The following is an 18,577-nucleotide window of genomic DNA, read 5'->3' on the forward strand; positions in this document are numbered from 1 at the left end:
TCCACGAGGAATTGAAGTTAGAAATGCAAATGACACAATCGACAGCACCGCAACAAATTTACTTGGTGCCTGCACAGGGTCAGTTTCACAAATTGGAAATTATGCTGTGAACAGTATCACAAACTATGCCAATGCATTTTATAATAATCGCGAGGACAAATACATTAAGATGCTAGAAGTTGACATGCGCTCCCTACTTGATTGCTTACATAATTCAAACTGGCTCACACAGGGCAAAGCACTCAATGACGATACTGAGGGTGGAATTGTTTTCTTTTTTACAGTTAAAGGTCCCGATGCAAGTAACACGGCAAATAAATATGGAGTCAGAATCTGGAATGCGCAAAATTTACAGGCAACTGTAGGCGGCGCACCCTTAGTCAAAGGTATGAGCATCGTGAGCGATCAAGCCGTATATCTACGTGGACATTATAACTCAACAAATAAAATTCCTGCCGCAGTAATGGCCGATTCAATCAATATTCTTTCAGGAAATTTAAATGACGACGCAACAGATGAAAGTAATTTAACAAACCGTACAGCGACTGACACAACAGTAAATGCCGCGTTTTTATCGGGGACTGACTCCACAGGTAATACCGAAGGCACGGGTGGTTGGAATGGCGCATATAATGGAGGAGTTGAAAATTTTCCACGCTTTCATGAAAACTGGAGTAACCGCACCTTCACCTATAAAGGATCAATTGTCAGCCTCAACAAGGCGCGACATGTTAATGGCGCTTGGCAGATTAATGGGCGCTTTTATAACGCACCGACTCGTGTCTGGTCATTTGATACAGATTTTAATGATGCGGCCAAACTCCCTCCACTCTCTCCACGCTTTGTTTATCTCAAGCAGGAGCTTTTTGTCAGAGATTTTGAGCAATAATTAGATTATTCAAAATTCAGTTAATTTGCAAATTGCAATTTCAGAATTGTTTTTTCAACTTCTACAATTTCAGCATTTGAAATAAAAAACAAAAACTGTAAGTGTCGTAAATCAACTAAAAAAGATTCGAAGAAATCATGCCTGATAGATCCTTTAATAAAAACGGGCAAATTAACCGCAAAATCTAAAACTGTTGTCCCACATAGAGAGCAAGCGCAGCATATAAACTCAAACGCAAGAGGATAAAAACAATAGTACCAACATATCAATTAGTTATCTGGGCAAAATATTATCGATCACATTAACAACTTATAACACATAAGTAAGTTTAAGACTGAACAAATCAGTCTCCAGTGTTTTGTTGGGTTTTACAGATGAAACTTCTAAATTTGCATCAACTACTCTATCTGCGAGTTATCTGCTTAGCGTTTTTTTTATTAATGATTACAAAGACTCCTGCTCAAGCTCAAGACAACAGCGTAACCGTCGAAGAGTGCGAAGATGCACTACGCCTTGGTGAGGCTGCTAATCCTGATTTGAGGCTCAAGCAGCTCAATTGCGAGTGGACAGACAAACGGACGCAAAGATATCAGGGTCCAGGTAGATTAGTCGTTGCCTGGGAAACGCCAGAAATTGTCGTGCCCGCCGATATCTATGGGAGCCCGATAACATATAACGGACAGTTAGGCCAAATGTTTGATGCACTTCGTGGTCACCCTAATGGACAGTATTTTTTCACAAATTTCTTACTGCAACCAAACTCGGGTCACTGTCGTTACGATCGACAACAAGACCCGGACCACTGGACAAATCTTGTCGATTGGCGTTGCCCAGAATCTGAATATCACGTTATCAGCCGAGATCAGCGTGGCACACCAACTTCTTATCGAGTGATTATCCGCCAAGTGACGGTATTCTCAACTGCTCGTCCAGGATGTGCGCGTAAGCTTGCATTACGTTATACGATCGAAGAATGTGCCGCTGATGCCATCGCCAAAAACGACACTGGCATCGATTACCCAGCTGAATGTTTAATGCCAGGTAGTGATTCAAACCGCTGCGCAAATCTATTACTACACAAAGCTAAAAGTCGAGCTTGTGAGTTAAATGAAACCTCAGATGGTCGCATTACTTGTCGTATCTATCGAAACATGTGTAGCCGCGGAGGTGGACGTCCTAAGTCTTGTAGCAATGAAATGCAGGCCTTGATCAATAATGCGCAAATTCTTGAAAACAGAGTTAAGGCACAATTTGATTCTTGCTTAACAAGAAAATCAACTGCGGATCCAAGGCTACGTGCAGATTTAGCACGCTATAATTACACAACCATCGCACATGACGTAGTAAAGAATCGTCAACTAATGCCTTGGGACTATGCGGGTGTTTTTCATAGACTCCTAAAAAAGCATACCAGATTTACTAAATGTAATTCAGGCACGATCAAGAAGGCTTGGGGAATATCAAATTATTGTGGAGGACCTGCCAGAGTTGTAATTGCAAACTATGGTCGTGCTCGCATGGGCGCAGGCCATGTTTGGGGATTTCACTGCAATTGCAATCCAGGGGCAAGATTTGATCCGAATAAAGTAGATTGCAAAGTTTTCCAAGGCAGTCTTGATAATTACAACATGACAGAAAAAAATCGGAAGTTGAGCTGGATCTTAAAGCAAAAGAAAAAACATAATGGCGTATGCTTAATACCTCGAGGAGAATTTAAAAGTCCCTTCGATGGTGATGCCTGCTTTCAGTAATTTTAGAATCAGCAACAGGTCAATCGACTACTTACTCACTTCGGCAATGTAAGCGTCGTATTTCGCACGATCCATTAGGCCTTCAAGCTCAGCATTGCTATCTATGGCGATCTTCACCAGCCAGCCATCAGTCTCAGCAGATTGGTTAATCAGTTCGGGCCTATCTGCAAGCGCTGTGTTGACTTCAGTAATAGTTCCGCTAGCTGGAGCATAAATATCACTGACTGCTTTAACCGATTCAACGTTAGCAAACGATTTACCTTTAGTGACTTTAGTGCCTACGCTTGGGAGATCAATAAAGACGACATCGCCAAGTTCTTTCTGCGCGTAATCTGTAATTCCGATAAAGCCTTGAGCTCCATCAACTTTAATCCATTCATGATCTTGAGTGAATTTTTGCATAACTATCTCCTACTCGTAAAACTTAGTTTTGTGGTCGCTTATAGAACGGCGTTTTCACAATTTTAATCTTTAATTGCTTACCTCGTACCAATGCTGAAAGTTCATTACCTAGGGTCGCTTCATCAGTTCGAATGATTGCTAGACCAATAGCTTTGTTGATTGTTGGAGTTTTTGTTCCACTTGTTGTGGTTCCAACTTCAACACCTTGCTTGTTATAGACAAGTGCGGCTTCGCGCACAATCCCTGGGTCGAGGACTTCAAAACCAACGAGTTTATGTTTTAAACCCTTTTCTTTGTATGGAAGCAATCGTTGCCGGCCAATAAAATCGCCCTTATCAAATTTCGTTACCCACCCTAGGCCCGACTCTAACGCTGGAATATTATCGGTGAGTTCATGACCATGCAGCGGAAAGCACGCTTCCAAACGCAGGGAGTTTCTTGCCCCTAGTCCTGCAGGCTTAATTCCAAATTCGGCACCATTTTCAAGTAAGCCGAACCAGAATTTCTCTGCATCTTTAGGATCAAGAAAAACTTCTACCCCATCCTCGCCAGTGTATCCCGTGCGGGCGACAATCATTGGGCTCGTGCAGTATCCAGCACGGTTAAATTCGAAAAAGCTAAAGCTTGGAAATTTCTCAAGCGCTAAATCTGCATGCGGAATTTCCAAAGTTCGGGCCAGGACTTCAGCCCACTTTGGCCCTTGAATTGCAATTTGCGCAAAGCGCTCAGAAACATTTTCTAACTTAACGTAACCACGTAATTTTTCCTTCAGCCAATGAAAATCCTTACTCGTATTCGAAGCATTCACACACAAAAGATAACGTTCGTGAGCAAGCATGTAGATAATTAAATCATCGACGACACCACCGCGGTCATTAGGGAAATAGGTATACTGCGCCTTGCCGGGCGCAAGCTTGGAAACATCATTTCCCGTAACCCAATTCAAATACGATTGTGACCCAGGGCCTGAAACAATAAATTCTCCCATGTGACTGACATCAAAGAGCGCCACAGTATTTCGCGTAGCAAGATGCTCTTCAATAATTCCCGAGTACTGCACGGGCATTGTCCAGCCACCGAAGGGGACAAATCTTGCGCCTAGGGATTTATGCGCTTCGAATAAGGGAGTTTTTTTAGTTGAATCTGTCGTTGCTTCCACTACTCTTCTACTCCTCGATAATTAACTTTACTTACCCGCTTCGCGCTGTTCGTGCGCGTCCACAGTATTTGCTAATAAACATGCAATTGTCATTGGACCGACTCCACCTGGAACTGGAGTAATCGCGCCTGCAATTTGCGAGACGCTATCGAAATCTACATCGCCACAAAGCCTACCTGAATCAAGCCGATTAATACCAACATCAATCACAATCGCGCCAGGTTTAACCATTTCTGCTGTAATCAAATTCGGTCTTCCTGCTGCGGCAATAAGAATGTCAGCAGCTTTTGTATACGCAGTAAGATTTTTCGTCTGCGAGTGGCAAATTGTCACTGTTACCTGCTTTTCCAGTAAAAGTAGGTACATCGGTTTGCCGACTAGAATCGATCGACCAATAACAGTCGCCGACAAACCTGCAAGTTCCCGTGGTTGCTTGAGCAAGTCACGTCCAGCTTGAATTAAATCGATCACTCCTTGCGGCGTGCACGGACGCGGTCCTGGTGCCCCGCGTAGCAGCAAGCCTTGATTATAAGGGTGTAGGCCGTCTACGTCTTTACGCGGGTCAATCGCGCACAAGCAAGTAAATTCATCAACCTGCTTAGGGAGTGGAAGTTGCAACAAGATTCCATCAACAGTCGGGTCAGCAGAAAGCTTTTGTAGTGTTGCCACAACCGATTGCGTGTCAGCGTTTGCGGCGATCTTCAAGTCCATGACTTTTAGGCCGATTTCGTGTGCGGCTTTGGATTTCGCGCTAACATAAACTTGGGAGGCAGGATTATCGCCAACAAGTACAACTGCCAAAGTAGCGGGAGCTGAAAACGTTGCAACACGTTCGCTCAGTGATTTCTTGAGTTCTGCAGCTACTCTTTTTCCATCTATGATTAATGCGGGCACTTAAATTTCACCTGATAAACAATCTAAATAGAGACCTGTGATATATACTTGGATTTAAAAAAACGCCATCACCGGCTTTTCTTTAGAAATATCCTAGACATTTTGTTGTTTTTTTTGCGATACTAAATGAATTATAATTTGGAGTTGAATCATGATTATTGGCATTCCCCGCGAAAGAAAAACTGACGAACGCCGCGTTGCACTAACCCCTGATGGCGCGCTTGAGCTCACACGTATGGGTCACTCGGTGATTATTGAGCAAGGTGCCGGTGTGCTCAGCGGGTTTACTGATGCTGCCTACACAGATTCGAATACTGAAGTTGTGCCATCGCTTGAGGAAGTTTGGTCGCGCTGCGATTTGCTTGTCAAAGTCAAGGAACCTGCGCCTGAAGAAGTCCAATATTTCCGCCGCGGTCTATCTGTATTTTCTTTTCTACATCTTGCTGTTGCTCCTGAGCTTACGCGCTCGATGGTTGAGTCTGGAGTAACTGGACTTGATTACGATCTAGTTATGCTTGATAACGGTCGTTTACCGATCTTAGAACCAATGAGCGTAATTGCTGGACAGCTTTCGATTCAATGTGGTGCTTATGCGCTGCAAGCTGGAACAGGGGGACGTGGAATTCTTTTAGGTGGCGCAATTGGTGTACGTCCTGGGCGAGTTGTTGTGATTGGCGCTGGCGCAGCTGGAAGTAACGCTGCCCGAGTAGCGCTCGGCATGGGCGCAGAAGTTACGATTATTGATATTAATGAGGCTAAATTAACGCCATTTTTCGATAGTCCACGTAAGGTGCGGACAATTTACTCGACTCCACTTTCAGTTGAGCGTGAAATCAAGGAGGCAGATATTGTGGTAGGTGCGGTGCTTTTACCGGGTGCACTTGCGCCAAAGCTGATTACTCGTCAGATGATTTCCTCAATGCAGAAAGGTGCGGCAATTGTTGATATTTGCATTGACCAAGGTGGTATTGCTGAAACTAGTAAGCCGACAACAATTACTCATCCGACATACATCGAAAACGGCGTTGTACATTATTGCGTGACAAATATGCCGGCGCTTGTCCCTAGAACTTCGACGATTGCACTGACCAATGCGACCTTGCCGTGGATTAAAATGATTGCTGAGAAGGGTGTGCAAGGTGCGTTGAGCACTTCTAAGCCACTACGTCGGGGGCTGACGAGCTATCAAGGTAAGCTGACAAATGGGCCAATTGCTGAAGCGGTGGGTATGAAGTTTACTCCGGCCGAAGAGATTGCGTTGTAGAGGGCAGTATGCATTTCTGCTTAGGCTTAAAAAATTGAGTATTACTGCTCTTAGAGCTTAGGCTTGAACTTATACTTCTCCTGCCCCTCCCTGAATACAAGTTATTCCGTCCTGAATAGAGTCCTCATCTAATTAGAAAAGGGAAGGATAAGGGTAAGCTTAAGTTCAAGTGCAAGCATACGCTTAAAGAATTAACGTCGCCCACACCCGTGAAGCGGGTTCGTTTTCTTTGCCCATAGATTTCTTTTCCGTACAGTAATGAAATGATTTGTGCGCTTTCAGCACAAGGATCAAAAAAAGCAAAAAGAAAGCCTACCGCTTTCTTTTTGCTTACATGACCTAGTCCTTTCATGGACTAGGTCTAATTAACACTTCTTTCTCGCGCCCTGTGACTGGTCGTCCTCTCGGACGACATACAAAATTACAAAAAGAAAGCCTGCCGCTTTCTTTTTGCTTACTTTTTCTTTCTCGCGAAAGAAAAAGTAAGCTAAGCGACTTTTTGGACTTGGCGCGGTTTACAGATTACTGGGGTATTGATCAGTAGGGCTGTAGAGTTATTTTCGCGTTGCCATTCGATTTCGACATTTTTGCGTTCGAGTACGAAGTATTTAGAGATTACGTCGAGTAGGTCTTTTTTGAAGAAGTCCATGTCTTGTGGGCTCAGGCCGCTGCGATCTTGAACGAGAACCATTTGCAAGCGGTTTTTTGCGGTAGTTTTGCTATTGCTATTCGCTTTTGAGAAAAACATTTCGGCAAGTCTGTTAAACATCTTTTTCTTGCTCCTTTTCTTATGCTGCTCGTAATTTTTTAGTTAATTTAGCAAAAAGGCTGACGCCGAGGTCGAGTTCTTCGGGTGGGATTTGAGCGCCGGTGAGACGTTCAGCGACGCGAGTGAAGGACTGTCCGGCTGCTGAGCGTGGGTTATAGACCACAGGGTCTCCGGTATTGGCGGAGACGACGATGTCGTTATCGCGGAAGACTAGGCCGATTTGTTCTACTCCCAGGATATCGACGACGTCTTGTGGGCTAAGCATATCACCGCGGCGGACCATATCGCGGTCGACACGATTAATGATTAATGAAGTTTCTAAGCCGCGGGCTGCAAGAAGTCCGATTACGCGGTCAGCGTCGCGGATGGCAGCAACTTCGGGCGTAGTTACGACGATCGCTTCATCGGCGCCAGCGCAGGCATTTTTAAAACCGTTTTCGATGCCAGCTGGTGAGTCAATTAAGATGTAGTGAAATTCTTGTTTTAAGCTAGCGACGACTTGCGCCATATCTTTTTCGGAGATCACGTCTTTATCGTCGGTTTGCGAGGCGGGAAGCAAATAAAGATTGTTTGATTTTTTAGATTTGATTACAGCTTGTTGAGCCTTGCAGACACCTTTAGCAACATCGACGAGATTGAAAACAATGCGATTTTCAAGTCCCATGATCACGTCGAGGTTTCTAAGTCCGATATCAGCGTCAATGACGAGCACGCGTTTACCTTTGAGGGCCAGTGCTGCGCCAAGATTAGCGGTAGTGGTAGTTTTACCGACTCCACCTTTCCCCGATGTAATTACAATTGCTTTACCTGTCATACGTCACAACTCCTAGTAAATTTGATTAACGTTTTTTGCGTGATAAACTTCGTGGATTATAAGTTTCAACAATGATGTGGCGGTCTTCGATGCGAGCTACTTCAGCCTTACCTCCATGTTCTCCGTTACCGCGAGAGATGACTGAGCCGATGCGTAGTTGCATTGGCTGCATTGAGAGGGCAACGATTAGTGCTTCGCGATTTTCATCATCATAGGCAGCGGCATGAGCCGTTCCGCGTAAGCTTCCAAAGACGATAATGTCGCCGCCGGCGATGAGATCTGCTCCGGGGTTAACGTCACCGATCACCACGAGGCTATGTGGGGTTTCGAGGCGTTGGCCAGAGCGCAATGTTCCGAAAAACAGTCGGGCGTTGCCTTCCATGTCGAGCAGCGGTTCTTCGCCGAGTAATTCATTGATACGCTTGAGCTGATTGCGGTCAAAATCTGACTCGACTAAGTCTGAAGCTAAGCGCGAAGTTGACTTTGATTGAGGGCCATTTTGTTGGGTATTTAGCTGCAATTCGCCTTGCTTTGGTAGATTAAAAAAGGCGGCGAGGCTTGTGCTTTTTTCGTGATCAACTTTTTTTAATTCGCCAGATAGAGTGCTACTGTTAGCAGTTACCTCGCTAGTATCAGTTTTAGTTGAGTTGGTATTACTTCCTGGATAGACAGAAAATTCTTGTTTTTGTTTGGAGCGGTTTTTGTTGCGGCGACTGATAATCTCGATTGAGAAATTTTCTTTTAGGAAACATTCGAGCTGGCTACTTTGTTCTTTTGTAGGAAGTCTGTCGAGCCATTCGATGGAAACGTGTCCACCTTCGAGAAACTTACGGCGGTCGCCCAAAAACTGTGTGAGCTCTTTAAGAATTACCGACCAATCTTGTCGGCCATCAATGCGCAGCACCAAACCTTCCTCTGTTCCACGTGCGGAGACGATCCGTGATGGATTTGTTGCATCGTCTGCGGGAAAAAGAATGCGATCGCGCTTACCTGCCTCGATGCTTGTTTCAGAGGTATCATCAAACATAACTGCTTCCAAACTTGTATTTAACTAACAATCACTAGCTACTAGGATAGACTTTATTTAAGTAACTTATACTTATATCAGTCCTAGTACAAGTCCGTCAATTATTACTTAATATTAATTAAAGTTACTGTAAGTCGACAATTCTCTACTCACGTTATACTAAATACTTAAACCCAGTACAAGTATTGGTAAAAATATTTTTCCCTAACAAATAGTTAAGTTTTGGAGATTTTGTGGTTAGAGTTCGTTTTGCTCCTAGTCCGACCGGTTACCTTCACCTTGGTGGAGCGCGTACGGCGCTTTTTAATTATCTCTTCGCTAAGAGTCATGGCGGCAAACATATTTTGCGCATTGAAGATACTGACCGTGAGCGTTCAACTCCGGAAGCTGTTGAAGCAATCATGCAGGGCATGGCCTGGTTGAATATTAAGTATGATGAAGGCCCCTTTTTTCAATCAGAGCGAAACAGTATTTATCAAGATTACGCGCGTAAACTTTTAGAGCTTGGTGTTGCTTATCGTTGCACCTGCACAGCTCAGCGACTTGATCAAGTCCGACAAGAGCAAACTGCGCGGTCTGAAAAGCCGCAGTATGACAAATTACACCGTCCAAAAGATCCAACTCCGCAACCGACAGAGCTACCAAGTGGTCAAGACGCTGAACCGTTTGTGATTCGTTTGCGCGTGCCTGATGTTGGCGAAGCTGTATTTAATGATTTAATCATTGGCGAGATTCGCACTGCGTATAAAGAAATTGATGATTTTATTATCATTCGCAGTGATGGCTCGCCGACCTACAATTTCACGGTTGTTGTTGATGATATTGAGATGCAAATTACGCATGTAATTCGCGGCATGGACCACATTTCTAACACTCCAAAACAAATGGTAATTTATCAAGCTTTTGGCGTGAAAATCCCAGATTTTGCCCATGTGCCGATGATTTTGGGGCCAGACAAGCAAAAGCTTTCTAAGCGTCACGGGGCGACTTCGGTAATTGAATATAAGAAAGACGGCTATCTTGCCGATGCCTTTGTGAATTACCTCGCCCGCTTAGGTTGGAGCCACGGCGACCAAGAGGTTTTTACGCGTGCGGAGCTGGAAAAATATTTCTCGCTAGATCACGTTGGAAAAAGTCCTGCAGTATTTGATCAGGTAAAATTACTTTGGGTTAATAGTGAGCACATTAAGAAGCTTGAACTGAGTCAATTAGTGAGTGAGTTAGTTGATTTTCTTCCAGAGCGTGGGCTGCGTAAACCCAATCAAGCTGAACTTCCAGCCTTTAGTGCATTAGTTGCAACACTCAGGGAGCGTGCCAAGTCCTTAATTGAGATGGCCGACCAATGTAAATTTTTTCTTGAAGACCAAGTTATTTATGACGAGCAGGCAGTTAAGAAGCATTTAACGCCTGAGGCAAAATCTTTACTCCAAGAGATCCAGGTGATTCTCACAAATCTTAAAGATTTTGATGACAAGACAATTGAAACCGCTTGTAAGGCCTTAGTCGAGCAAAAAGGCTTAAAGCTTGTACAAATTGCTCAGCCGCTACGCGTCGCCTTGACTGGCACAGCAGTTAGTCCTCCGATTTTTACGGTGATGAGTGTTTTAGAAAAGGAGCGGACGATCTCGCGGATTAAGTCTTGCGCGATTTAAAGCTTAGAGAGGAAAATTTAGAAAAGCGAATTCTGTTTCAACCTTGATACAAAATCTAGAGGGTGCTGAGTAGGCCGGCTTTGGAGAAGACTCCTCAGCCGGCTCACCAAGCAGATCTTGCAAGTTACGATGCCCGACGCTCTTCAGCATACTGCATCAGGCGTCGATAGTCTTCGCCCCATGCCGTGTTGTCGGGAGAGCGTAGCGCATCTGGCGTCACAACCTTAACCCAACCGACGACAGTTCCAGCTAGAAGGGTCATCCCTGGAACCCCTGCGATCGTCATCAGCTCAAGACCAGCGCTAATCAAGCCAGTTGCTAAGTTATGACGAAAGTCGCCTAACCTTTCGTCGACTTCAGGCCGCCGGAAGATTTCGACAAACGCATCAAACTCTAAACTAAGCCGCCGGATCAAATCTTCGTCACGCAATTTGATTGCAACGAAAAAGAGTTCCGTTCGGGCCTTCGCGTCCCTGGCAGTTGGTCCACTTTCGGAGATCTCCGTATTGACAAATTCGAGAAAAACTTCGCGTGCACTCGTGAAGTCCTCGAGTCGGCTATACGTGACGCCACGCTCGAAGGCCAGGCTCAAAAGCTGTTCGCTAAGCTGCATCCCATGAAGCAATTTTGCCACTTCCTGTTTAGTCACTGAGGCAGTTGTTACAAGGTCAATCCAGCTTTGATAGTCGTTTGCAGTTCCTCTTAGCCAACTCTCGTAGACTGTTAGCAAATGTAGCGCATAGCGATGCCAAGCGTCGAAATGACTGGCCTGATCAGTTATCTGAAAAGGCATGGAATAGGTAACTTGAAAAGTCCGATCCGGATGAAGTTCTTCAAGTGGCAATTCACCCAGCTCTTTCCAACGTTGACCGATAATCCTACATAGCTGCACTTTATAGGAAAAGGCGACAAGACGATCTGGCGTCCAATCGTTTCGGCGCGTAAATTCGGCGTTGATCAACTCTAGATTTCTCCAGATGTCGATCATAAGCTCACGAAACGTGAGTGATTTGTCGTTTCCGATCCTGAACACTTGCTCGCGCGCTGCACAAGCAAGTTCGGTCGTAGTCATGCCAGTCAATAATTCAACTGTTAGTTGCATTCTTTACCTCTACAAACACAATGGTTAAACCATTTCCGAGATTACTTATGCGTGGGAAGAAATCTAGGAAACAGTTCAACAACGCATCAGGAGGGCATCTGAGTTTGAAGGGAATGCGTTAAAAACCTAATAACAATAATTCGCTTTTCTAAAAGAATTCTAGAAAATAACGCCTCTACCCTAAGTCATTGGATTTTAAAGCCTGACTTAATAGCGCAATTAGAGTCATAAATAAACCTCGTGAATTTCCCCAAGGGTAGGTTATTATGCTAGTTTAGCAATAATATTACCGATTAAATCACGGGGACTTATGCTTTCAAAAGAAATGTGTACTCTATTAAACAAACAAATTGAGACCGAGGGGCAAGCTTCTCAAGTCTATTTAGCGATGGCTTCGTGGGCCGAGGTTCAGGGTTTTAGTGGTGTTGCCTCTTTCTTGTATCATCATTCCGAGGAAGAACGCATGCACATGTTAAAGCTGATTCATTATATCAACGAGCGTGGTGGGCATGCCCTCGTCCCAAACCTCAAAGCGGTGCCCACAACGTTTGAATCGGTCAATCAAGTTTTTAGTAGTGTCTTAGAGCACGAAGTAAAAGTATCGAATGAAATCAACGCCGTCGTCGATCACTGCTTAAAAGAGAAAGACTATGCAACGCATAACTTCATGCAGTGGTATGTAACAGAGCAGCTAGAAGAGGAGCACTTGGCTCGGACATTACTTGATAAGCTCAATTTGATCGGGACTGACAAGGGTGGTTTTTATCTATTTGACCGAGATTTAGAAACACTCTCCAAGGGCGAGACAAAGTAACGCCGATCGACAATCATGCAGAGTGATGTGAAGATAAGATTGAATCGCTTTTCAATTTGCATCTAACTCACTCTGTTAAAATAATTCACCTACTAGCATAATGCGCCTACTGATAAACCGCGCCGCGGTTTCGTTTCTTTTTGGAATTACGCTTGGAGTTGAGTCAAAGTCGAGGCGCGGAAATTTTTTCGATGCCGACTTTATTGCAATAAACGAGGCTGAGAAAAAATATTCCGCAACGAAGAATTTGCCCAACAACAAGCGTAATTCTACCAGTAGCGTTCGAGGTGGATATGTCCTGGATCTTTTTTAGAATGTTCTTTAAAGCCAAATGGGCCAAGTAGGCTCAGCACATCTTCAATCATTGCGGGATTGCCACAAAGAAAAAGTTGGGTTGTTGCTGGATTTAGTTCAATTCCGACTAAAGCAGAATAAATCTCTGGCTCGAGCACATTTTGCACGCGACCTTCGGTGATCTTTCTACTGGCGTGTTTGGCTGCTGGAGATGCGGCGGCCCAACCTGGTTCACGAGAGACGATTGGCAAATAGGTGAATCGACCGTCAGCATCATGTTCAAGATTTTCTAATTCTGCTTTGTATAAAAGCTCGTCCGACTTTCTCACGCCGTTAATGAGCACGGCATTTTTCCAGCGCCCGCCATTCACTCCGTACGCGCGAAGCATGGAAACAAAAGGTGCAATTCCTGTGCCCGTGGAAACAAACACCACGTTCTCCAATACTCCAGCATGGTCGAGGGAGAATTTTCCTTTGATTTTAGAATTAATCCAAAGTGTTTGCCCAAGATCGCAGCGATGCAGATTTGGAGTAACCTGGCCGCCTTCGACTCGGGTAATTGCAAATTCGTAGTACTGCTTTTCTGTTGGGCTTGAAGCGATTGAATATTGTCGCCGAATTATTTTGCCATTTTCTTCATCAAGGGCAAGTTCTGCATATTGTCCGGGAGTGAAAGCTTCGTTGATTTCGAAATCGGGTTTAATACGTACAACCCATAGCCCTGGGGTGTAGTCTTTGCGCCAAATGACTCGTGCGTTGTGTTCCATTTCTCTGCGAGGCCTTTTTACCCAATGTCCGACTGGCAACGAACTTAAACGGAATCATGTTCTTTTTGGCTCGCCCTCAAGGACTCGAACCTCGATCACCAGAGTCAGAATCTGGGATGCTACCATTGCACCAAGGGCGAACAAGTTGTGAAAATTTTAACTCGTCTGGCGATTAACGTCAATTTAGAGTGTACGCTTGTAAGATCTAGGACTCTTATCTATACTTCCACGAGCCATAGAGCTTAGTCTAAAAATCAATTTCGTTTATGACGAAATTGATTTTTGGCAAACCTACCTTGTGGCCCCTTCGTCTAGCGGTTAGGACAGTGGCCTCTCACGCCATAAACACGGGTTCGATTCCCGTAGGGGTCAGTTACTTTGCAACATCATCCTTAGACTTGAACTTAGACCTCCCCTTCTCCTCTCTCTTTACAATTAGGCTAGAGCAGATCACGAATCTGTGTATTGGATAGTGATCTGCTCTAGCGACTGCTTGAAAAGCAGTCGCGGGGACCAAAACACCGATTTGGTCCCCGTAATGTCATGTAAAGATTCATCTTTACATGACCAGTATAATTTTAGAGCGTTTCAATATAAAATTACTTGCTCGCCGTAAGCGAGTCGTTTGTATCTACACAAAAGCGTGAAACGCTCTAGTGTGTCAGGAGAAGTATAAGTTCAAGCCTAAGGATCAGTCCTATCTAGCAAATCAATCCTGCTCGAGTTTTCGCAATCTACGCAACAGCCTTTAAGACGCTACGACTTTCAACCGCACGGATTGAATCGTAGACTTTACGTAAGCGTTTACGTAGCATTAAGCGTGAACGATGCAAGCGAGATTTAACGGCCGGCACTGTAATCCCAAGCGCATCAGCTGTTTCTTCATTGGAAAGCCCGTCCATGTCACGCATTACAAACACAGTGCGGTATTCAACAGGTAGCTTTTCGATCGCACTCGAGAGTGAGCTTCGAATTTCGCTACCTAAGGTGCGTTCATCGGGACATACAGTGTAATCGCGATCGATCAGCTCATCTGAAGTTTCGATTTTTAAGCGACTATCATCGAGCGACATGGCCATACGAACTTTTCTGCGACGTAACAACATAAATGCGCAGTTAGCAGTAATGCGGTAGAGCCAGCTAGAAAATGCGGAGTTACCTTGGAAGCTGTCGAGTTTGCGGAAGATTGTCACAAATACTTCTTGCAATACTTCTTCGGCGTCTTCTTGGTTGCGCGTTAAGCGCATTGCAAGGTGAAATACTTTTGTTTGGTAGCGATTAACGAGTTCAGCAAAACTCTCGTGTGAACCTTTTAAGAATTGATCGATTAAAACCTGGTCACTTGGTGGATTCAGATTAGTGCGTGCAGTTGTAATACTCATCTCCCGTCCTCCCTTGTTCTAAGAGTGACTTTAGACTAGCTGCACTTGGTAGTTGTCACAGATTTGTAAATTGATTTCGGTACCTTTGTCACAAATTTCAAGAAGCAAACCGATACCAACAATTAAATACTAGAATGAATATTCGTTATGAAAAAGAAATGCTAAAGTTAGCAAATGTTATCTAGAGCAAAGATTTTTTCTTCTGATATCCGGTCGTTCTTTTTTGACAGAAAAACCGGAATCAAGCATCAGCCTGAGTGCGGGAGATAGGGTTCCTTTTCCCCTTGCGGCGGCGAATCACCCCCATCACGATGATGTTTCTCATCGCCGTCATCAGACATTTTCTCGAGCAAACCAAGGGCCAGTGCTGAGAAAACAAACAATCCGTGAATTGCCAAGCGCATCCAAACGTGGTTTGGCTGCAACTTGTCTAATTCAAAAAATGCCCTGAGCAATCCCACGCCAGAGATACCAATCAATGATTGAGCAAGTTTGGTTTTGAGCGTTGTTGGGCTGATGTGCGCAAGCCATTTCGGCTTATCGGGGTGACGATCTTTGATATCGAGGTGCGAAACCATTGTCGTGTAACCCCCGAGAGTAACCATGTAGGTGAGTTGCGCAACTAAGACCACATCGACCAAGCCGAGAACGGCAAGAATCAATTGTTCTCCATCAAAATGCAGGATCTCGCTAAAAATCTTCAGCAAATCCTTGACGAAGTAAGTCATCATGCCAACTTGCACAACACCAAGACCTACATAAAAGACGACGTGCAGCCAACGACTCCAGAACAGACCGTTCTCAAGCCAAAGCTCTATTTTGGAGTGCGGGTGGGCTCCTCCGTTCTTGGTTTTTTTCATTTTATTGCTCTGTGCGCCTTTAAAAACCTGATTGTCCTTAAAGACCGGATAGCAGAAGAAAAATGACTAAAATTACTTTTGTTAGATTAAGACTATCAACTACTCAAACATATTTCATTCAAAGAACAGCAAGAAAAAAGCCAAAGATAGCATAATTTCTTAGCTAAGAAAACAACTGGGGAAGAAATTATGAACGTTGTAACTGCTTAAAAAAATCTGCACCAATGTGGCGCACGGCAATGCGCTCAGCTTCAACGATGGCTAGGCCTCGGTCGATTGCATGATCGAGCGTGTTATTGACCAGAAAATAGTCACTAAATTTGGCATCGGACAAAACTTCAACTTCGTGATGCGCAGTATCAATACGTAGCTTCATTTCCTCTTCAGTCTCTGCGCCACGTCGATTCAGCCTGTCTTCTAATTCTTGAAAAGATGGTGGGAAAACAAATACTGTTACAACTTGACCAGGGTATAGATTTTTTAGTGCCGTAACGCCTTCAATCTCAATATTAAAAATCAAATCCACGTGATCTCGCAGCGCTTCTTCGATATTGCGCCTTTCTGTACCATATTGATTGCCACTATAGATCGCGTTTTCAATAAATTGATTTGCTCTGCGCCGCGCCTCAAACTCGGTCGTAGAAACAAAGTAATAATCACGGCCATCAACTTCACCAGGCCGGGGGCTACGCGTTGTTGTGGAAATTGATTTCCTGAGGTGTTTAGCGCGATTTAAAATCGACTCAGTAATTGTAGATTTACCGCTGGCAGTCGGTCCGCAAAAGCAGAATAATATCGGATAAACTGGTCGAACAATTGGTCGATTGGTGCCGGACATAACGCTACTCCACGTTTTGAACCTGTTCGCGGATTTTTTCAAGTAATGACTTGGCTTCGACAATCAATAAGGAAACTTCAGCCAGCTCTGACTTAGCGCCACAGGTAGTAAATTCACGATGCATTTCTTGGCAGAGAAAATCTAGCTTCTTACCGATATCATCACTTGCACCGAGAAGCTTCTCAAACTGAGTAAAATGACTTCTCAGGCGGTCTACTTCTTCTGTGTAATCAGTGCGGTCAGCAGCAAGAATGACTTCTTGGCTTAACCTGTCTGGGTCAATCGTATTGGCCGGAGCAAAATTCTTAAGCCGCTCTTCAAGTTTAGTTCGATAAAAATCGCGTGACTGCAAGGCTAGAGCCTCAATCTTTTGCGCAATGACCTTCAAATCACTAAGATTCTTTTTTAAGATTTCAGTTAATTTCTTGCCCTCCGCGGTGCGCATCTCAAGTAAGGATTGCAGCGCAAGCTCTAGCACCGTTTGGAGTTCTGCTAAGGGCAGAAGTTGAGTTTCAAGTGGGCTTGAATCCTTAGAAATTACATCATGGCGGCCCAGGACTTCAAAGACCGCCTGTTCACGCCAGCGCTCTGCACCACTTAAGACTTGCTGAAATGCTTGTTGATAAAGACTAAAGTATTGCTGGAAAAGATTTTGATCCAATTTCAGATTGACGCCCGAAGCAGTTTCTGATTTTTCTGCAATGACAACACGCAAATCAACTTTGCCACGTCGTAAAAGTTTTTTGACAATTTCATTACAGGGAATTTCATACGCAGAGTATTGCCCAGGCAATCTAACGCTCACATCTAAATAGCGATGATTAACAGACCTGATTTCAACCTCGACGTCATGCGTAGGAAAGGATTTAACAGCCTTACCGAAACCTGTCATGCTCGTAAGTGACATTAATGATGATCCTCATTGAGTTCAGTAATTAATTGACCCTTGGTAATTGGCACTGTACCAACTTCCCCAACTACGACACTTGCTGCGTGATTTGCAAGCTCTGCAGCTTGAGTCAGATTTGCCCCTGTCGCAAGCGCCAGGGTAAAAACTGCAGAGACAGTGTCGCCTGCACCTGAGACATCATAAACTTCTCGCGTTTTTGTCGGCACGTGAATAGTTTGCCCATCACGCGAAATCATTGCTACCCCTTGATCGCCAAGTGTAATTAAAACAGTCTGACAGGGCCAGATTTCTAGTAACTTTTTGCCTGCCCGATAGGCGTCTTCGATAGTTTTTATTTTCATCCCGGAGGCAAGTTGCGCCTCTGATCGATTCGGCTTGATGATCGTTGCATTTTTATAAATCGAAAAATTAGCCTGTTTAGGGTCAACGACAATCACCGGCTTTAGTGCGGCAAAGAGCTCAAATAATTTTGAAGTAATTACACCCTTAGCGTAGTCAGAGATAATAATTGCATCGACATGAGCTGAATGTGCGCGCACGAAATCAAGAATTTGTTTTTCAGTAGCCGCACCAATTTGATCGGTCGATTCTCGATCGACACGCACAATTTGCTGTGATTGTGCAATTACACGAGTCTTACGAATCGTTTCACGGCTAGGGTCTTTGATCACTCCCTGAGTATCAACGCCACGACTTGATAATTTTTGAATCAAATCAGCGCCGAAAGAGTCCGCGCCAATCACGCCACAAACGCTAACCTTAGCTCCGAGCTCAATCAAGTTCTGGACGACGTTACCAGCTCCCCCTGCCCTAAAATCTTCTGTGCGAACATGCACGACCAAGACTGGTGCTTCTGGAGAAACTCGGTCGGCTGCTCCCCAGATATAGTGATCGAGAATTAAATCCCCAATCACAAGCACACGCTTACCTTCCATCCGTGCAACAATCTCAAGCAACTCATTTCGTTTTGCTGCGCTAAGCATTGATTA

General features: G+C 44.4%; 18 protein-coding genes and 2 tRNA genes. 6 read left to right on the forward strand and 14 right to left on the reverse strand.

What is annotated here, in order from left to right; all coding sequences use genetic code 11:
* A partial coding sequence (locus JNK13_00005; protein MBL7661112.1) for a hypothetical protein occupies positions 1-889 on the forward strand: 889 nt, incomplete at its 5' end.
* A gap of 374 nt (positions 890-1,263) precedes the next feature.
* Positions 1,264-2,640: a hypothetical protein gene (locus JNK13_00010; GenBank protein ID MBL7661113.1), complete on the forward strand. Its 1,377-nt coding sequence runs from the start codon at positions 1,264-1,266 to the stop codon at positions 2,638-2,640.
* Positions 2,641-2,667: 27 nt separating this feature from the next.
* Here JNK13_00010 and gcvH read toward each other — a convergent pair whose 3' ends face one another.
* Genes gcvH through folD form a run of 3 tightly spaced genes read right to left on the reverse strand, consistent with a single transcriptional unit; the run spans position 2,668 to position 5,095 of the window.
* On the reverse strand, positions 2,668-3,042 hold the full coding sequence (gcvH, locus tag JNK13_00015) for a glycine cleavage system protein GcvH (GenBank protein ID MBL7661114.1): 375 nt from the start codon (positions 3,040-3,042) through the stop codon (positions 2,668-2,670).
* Between the two features lie 22 nt (positions 3,043-3,064).
* Positions 3,065-4,201, reverse strand: coding sequence for a glycine cleavage system aminomethyltransferase GcvT (gene gcvT, locus JNK13_00020; GenBank protein MBL7661115.1), 1,137 nt, complete (start codon positions 4,199-4,201; stop codon positions 3,065-3,067).
* Positions 4,202-4,228: 27 nt separating this feature from the next.
* Complete coding sequence (gene folD / locus JNK13_00025) at positions 4,229-5,095, reverse strand: bifunctional methylenetetrahydrofolate dehydrogenase/methenyltetrahydrofolate cyclohydrolase FolD (GenBank protein ID MBL7661116.1); 867 nt, start codon at positions 5,093-5,095, stop codon at positions 4,229-4,231.
* Positions 5,096-5,246: 151 nt separating this feature from the next.
* Between folD and ald the strand changes: the two genes are divergently transcribed.
* A complete protein-coding gene (gene ald / locus JNK13_00030; protein MBL7661117.1) occupies positions 5,247-6,359 on the forward strand; it encodes an alanine dehydrogenase in 1,113 nt (370 codons plus the stop codon).
* Positions 6,360-6,846: 487 nt separating this feature from the next.
* On the opposite strand, the gene minE is transcribed toward ald, so the two are convergent.
* Genes minE through JNK13_00045 form a run of 3 tightly spaced genes read right to left on the reverse strand, consistent with a single transcriptional unit; the run spans position 6,847 to position 8,324 of the window.
* Entirely contained in the window at positions 6,847-7,128 is a 282-nt protein-coding gene (minE, locus tag JNK13_00035; GenBank protein ID MBL7661118.1) for a cell division topological specificity factor MinE, read from the reverse strand.
* 19 nt (positions 7,129-7,147) lie between these two features.
* The gene (gene minD / locus JNK13_00040) at positions 7,148-7,942 is read right to left on the reverse strand and encodes a septum site-determining protein MinD (GenBank protein ID MBL7661119.1); all 795 of its coding nucleotides are present in this window, start codon (positions 7,940-7,942) and stop codon (positions 7,148-7,150) included.
* 25 nt (positions 7,943-7,967) lie between these two features.
* Positions 7,968-8,324: a septum site-determining protein MinC gene (locus JNK13_00045; protein ID MBL7661120.1), complete on the reverse strand. Its 357-nt coding sequence runs from the start codon at positions 8,322-8,324 to the stop codon at positions 7,968-7,970.
* Positions 8,325-9,202: 878 nt separating this feature from the next.
* On the opposite strand from JNK13_00045, the gene gltX reads away from it, so the two are divergent.
* A complete protein-coding gene (gene gltX / locus JNK13_00050; protein ID MBL7661121.1) occupies positions 9,203-10,621 on the forward strand; it encodes a glutamate--tRNA ligase in 1,419 nt (472 codons plus the stop codon).
* Between the two features lie 124 nt (positions 10,622-10,745).
* Here the strand turns inward: gltX and JNK13_00055 are convergent, their stop codons facing one another.
* Positions 10,746-11,723 (reverse strand): hypothetical protein, encoded by a 978-nt coding sequence (locus JNK13_00055; protein MBL7661122.1) that lies wholly within the window; start codon positions 11,721-11,723, stop codon positions 10,746-10,748.
* Positions 11,724-12,033: 310 nt separating this feature from the next.
* Between JNK13_00055 and JNK13_00060 the strand changes: the two genes are divergently transcribed.
* Complete coding sequence (locus JNK13_00060; protein ID MBL7661123.1) at positions 12,034-12,537, forward strand: ferritin; 504 nt, start codon at positions 12,034-12,036, stop codon at positions 12,535-12,537.
* 269 nt (positions 12,538-12,806) lie between these two features.
* Here JNK13_00060 and JNK13_00065 read toward each other — a convergent pair whose 3' ends face one another.
* The gene (locus JNK13_00065) at positions 12,807-13,598 is read right to left on the reverse strand and encodes a ferredoxin--NADP reductase (GenBank protein MBL7661124.1); all 792 of its coding nucleotides are present in this window, start codon (positions 13,596-13,598) and stop codon (positions 12,807-12,809) included.
* A 66-nt stretch (positions 13,599-13,664) separates the two neighbouring features.
* A tRNA-Gln gene (locus JNK13_00070) sits at positions 13,665-13,738 on the reverse strand.
* Between the two features lie 160 nt (positions 13,739-13,898).
* Between JNK13_00070 and JNK13_00075 the strand changes: the two genes are divergently transcribed.
* Positions 13,899-13,970, forward strand: a tRNA-Glu gene (locus JNK13_00075).
* 362 nt (positions 13,971-14,332) lie between these two features.
* Here JNK13_00075 and JNK13_00080 read toward each other — a convergent pair.
* The 5 genes from JNK13_00080 to rfaE1 form a co-directional block, all read right to left on the reverse strand.
* The gene (locus JNK13_00080; GenBank protein ID MBL7661125.1) at positions 14,333-14,980 is read right to left on the reverse strand and encodes a sigma-70 family RNA polymerase sigma factor; all 648 of its coding nucleotides are present in this window, start codon (positions 14,978-14,980) and stop codon (positions 14,333-14,335) included.
* Between the two features lie 248 nt (positions 14,981-15,228).
* Positions 15,229-15,840 (reverse strand): YqhA family protein, encoded by a 612-nt coding sequence (locus JNK13_00085; protein MBL7661126.1) that lies wholly within the window; start codon positions 15,838-15,840, stop codon positions 15,229-15,231.
* Between the two features lie 187 nt (positions 15,841-16,027).
* Positions 16,028-16,678 (reverse strand): guanylate kinase, encoded by a 651-nt coding sequence (gmk, locus tag JNK13_00090; protein ID MBL7661127.1) that lies wholly within the window; start codon positions 16,676-16,678, stop codon positions 16,028-16,030.
* 4 nt (positions 16,679-16,682) lie between these two features.
* A complete protein-coding gene (locus JNK13_00095) occupies positions 16,683-17,585 on the reverse strand; it encodes a YicC family protein (protein ID MBL7661128.1) in 903 nt (300 codons plus the stop codon).
* Positions 17,585-18,571: a D-glycero-beta-D-manno-heptose-7-phosphate kinase gene (gene rfaE1, locus JNK13_00100; protein ID MBL7661129.1), complete on the reverse strand. Its 987-nt coding sequence runs from the start codon at positions 18,569-18,571 to the stop codon at positions 17,585-17,587. The genes JNK13_00095 and rfaE1 overlap by 1 nt, the downstream gene beginning before the upstream one ends.
* Positions 18,572-18,577 lie beyond the last annotated feature (6 nt).

It is taken from the genome of bacterium (assembly GCA_016786595.1).
Lineage (GTDB): Bacteria > Bdellovibrionota_C > UBA2361 > SZUA-149 > JAEUWB01 > JAEUWB01.

Coding starts and splice junctions, on each gene's coding strand:
- JNK13_00055 (MBL7661122.1), bottom strand. CDS start 11,723: ATGCAACTAACAGTTGAATTATTGACTGGCATGACTACGACCGAACTT.
- JNK13_00085 (MBL7661126.1), bottom strand. CDS start 15,840: ATGAAAAAAACCAAGAACGGAGGAGCCCACCCGCACTCCAAAATAGAG.
- rfaE1 (MBL7661129.1), bottom strand. CDS start 18,571: ATGCTTAGCGCAGCAAAACGAAATGAGTTGCTTGAGATTGTTGCACGG.
- JNK13_00060 (MBL7661123.1), top strand. CDS start 12,034: ATGCTTTCAAAAGAAATGTGTACTCTATTAAACAAACAAATTGAGACC.
- minE (MBL7661118.1), bottom strand. CDS start 7,128: ATGTTTAACAGACTTGCCGAAATGTTTTTCTCAAAAGCGAATAGCAAT.
- JNK13_00065 (MBL7661124.1), bottom strand. CDS start 13,598: ATGGAACACAACGCACGAGTCATTTGGCGCAAAGACTACACCCCAGGG.
- JNK13_00045 (MBL7661120.1), bottom strand. CDS start 8,324: ATGGAAGGCAACGCCCGACTGTTTTTCGGAACATTGCGCTCTGGCCAA.
- JNK13_00010 (MBL7661113.1), top strand. CDS start 1,264: ATGAAACTTCTAAATTTGCATCAACTACTCTATCTGCGAGTTATCTGC.
- JNK13_00080 (MBL7661125.1), bottom strand. CDS start 14,980: ATGAGTATTACAACTGCACGCACTAATCTGAATCCACCAAGTGACCAG.
- JNK13_00095 (MBL7661128.1), bottom strand. CDS start 17,585: ATGTCACTTACGAGCATGACAGGTTTCGGTAAGGCTGTTAAATCCTTT.
- gmk (MBL7661127.1), bottom strand. CDS start 16,678: ATGTCCGGCACCAATCGACCAATTGTTCGACCAGTTTATCCGATATTA.
- ald (MBL7661117.1), top strand. CDS start 5,247: ATGATTATTGGCATTCCCCGCGAAAGAAAAACTGACGAACGCCGCGTT.
- gcvH (MBL7661114.1), bottom strand. CDS start 3,042: ATGCAAAAATTCACTCAAGATCATGAATGGATTAAAGTTGATGGAGCT.
- minD (MBL7661119.1), bottom strand. CDS start 7,942: ATGACAGGTAAAGCAATTGTAATTACATCGGGGAAAGGTGGAGTCGGT.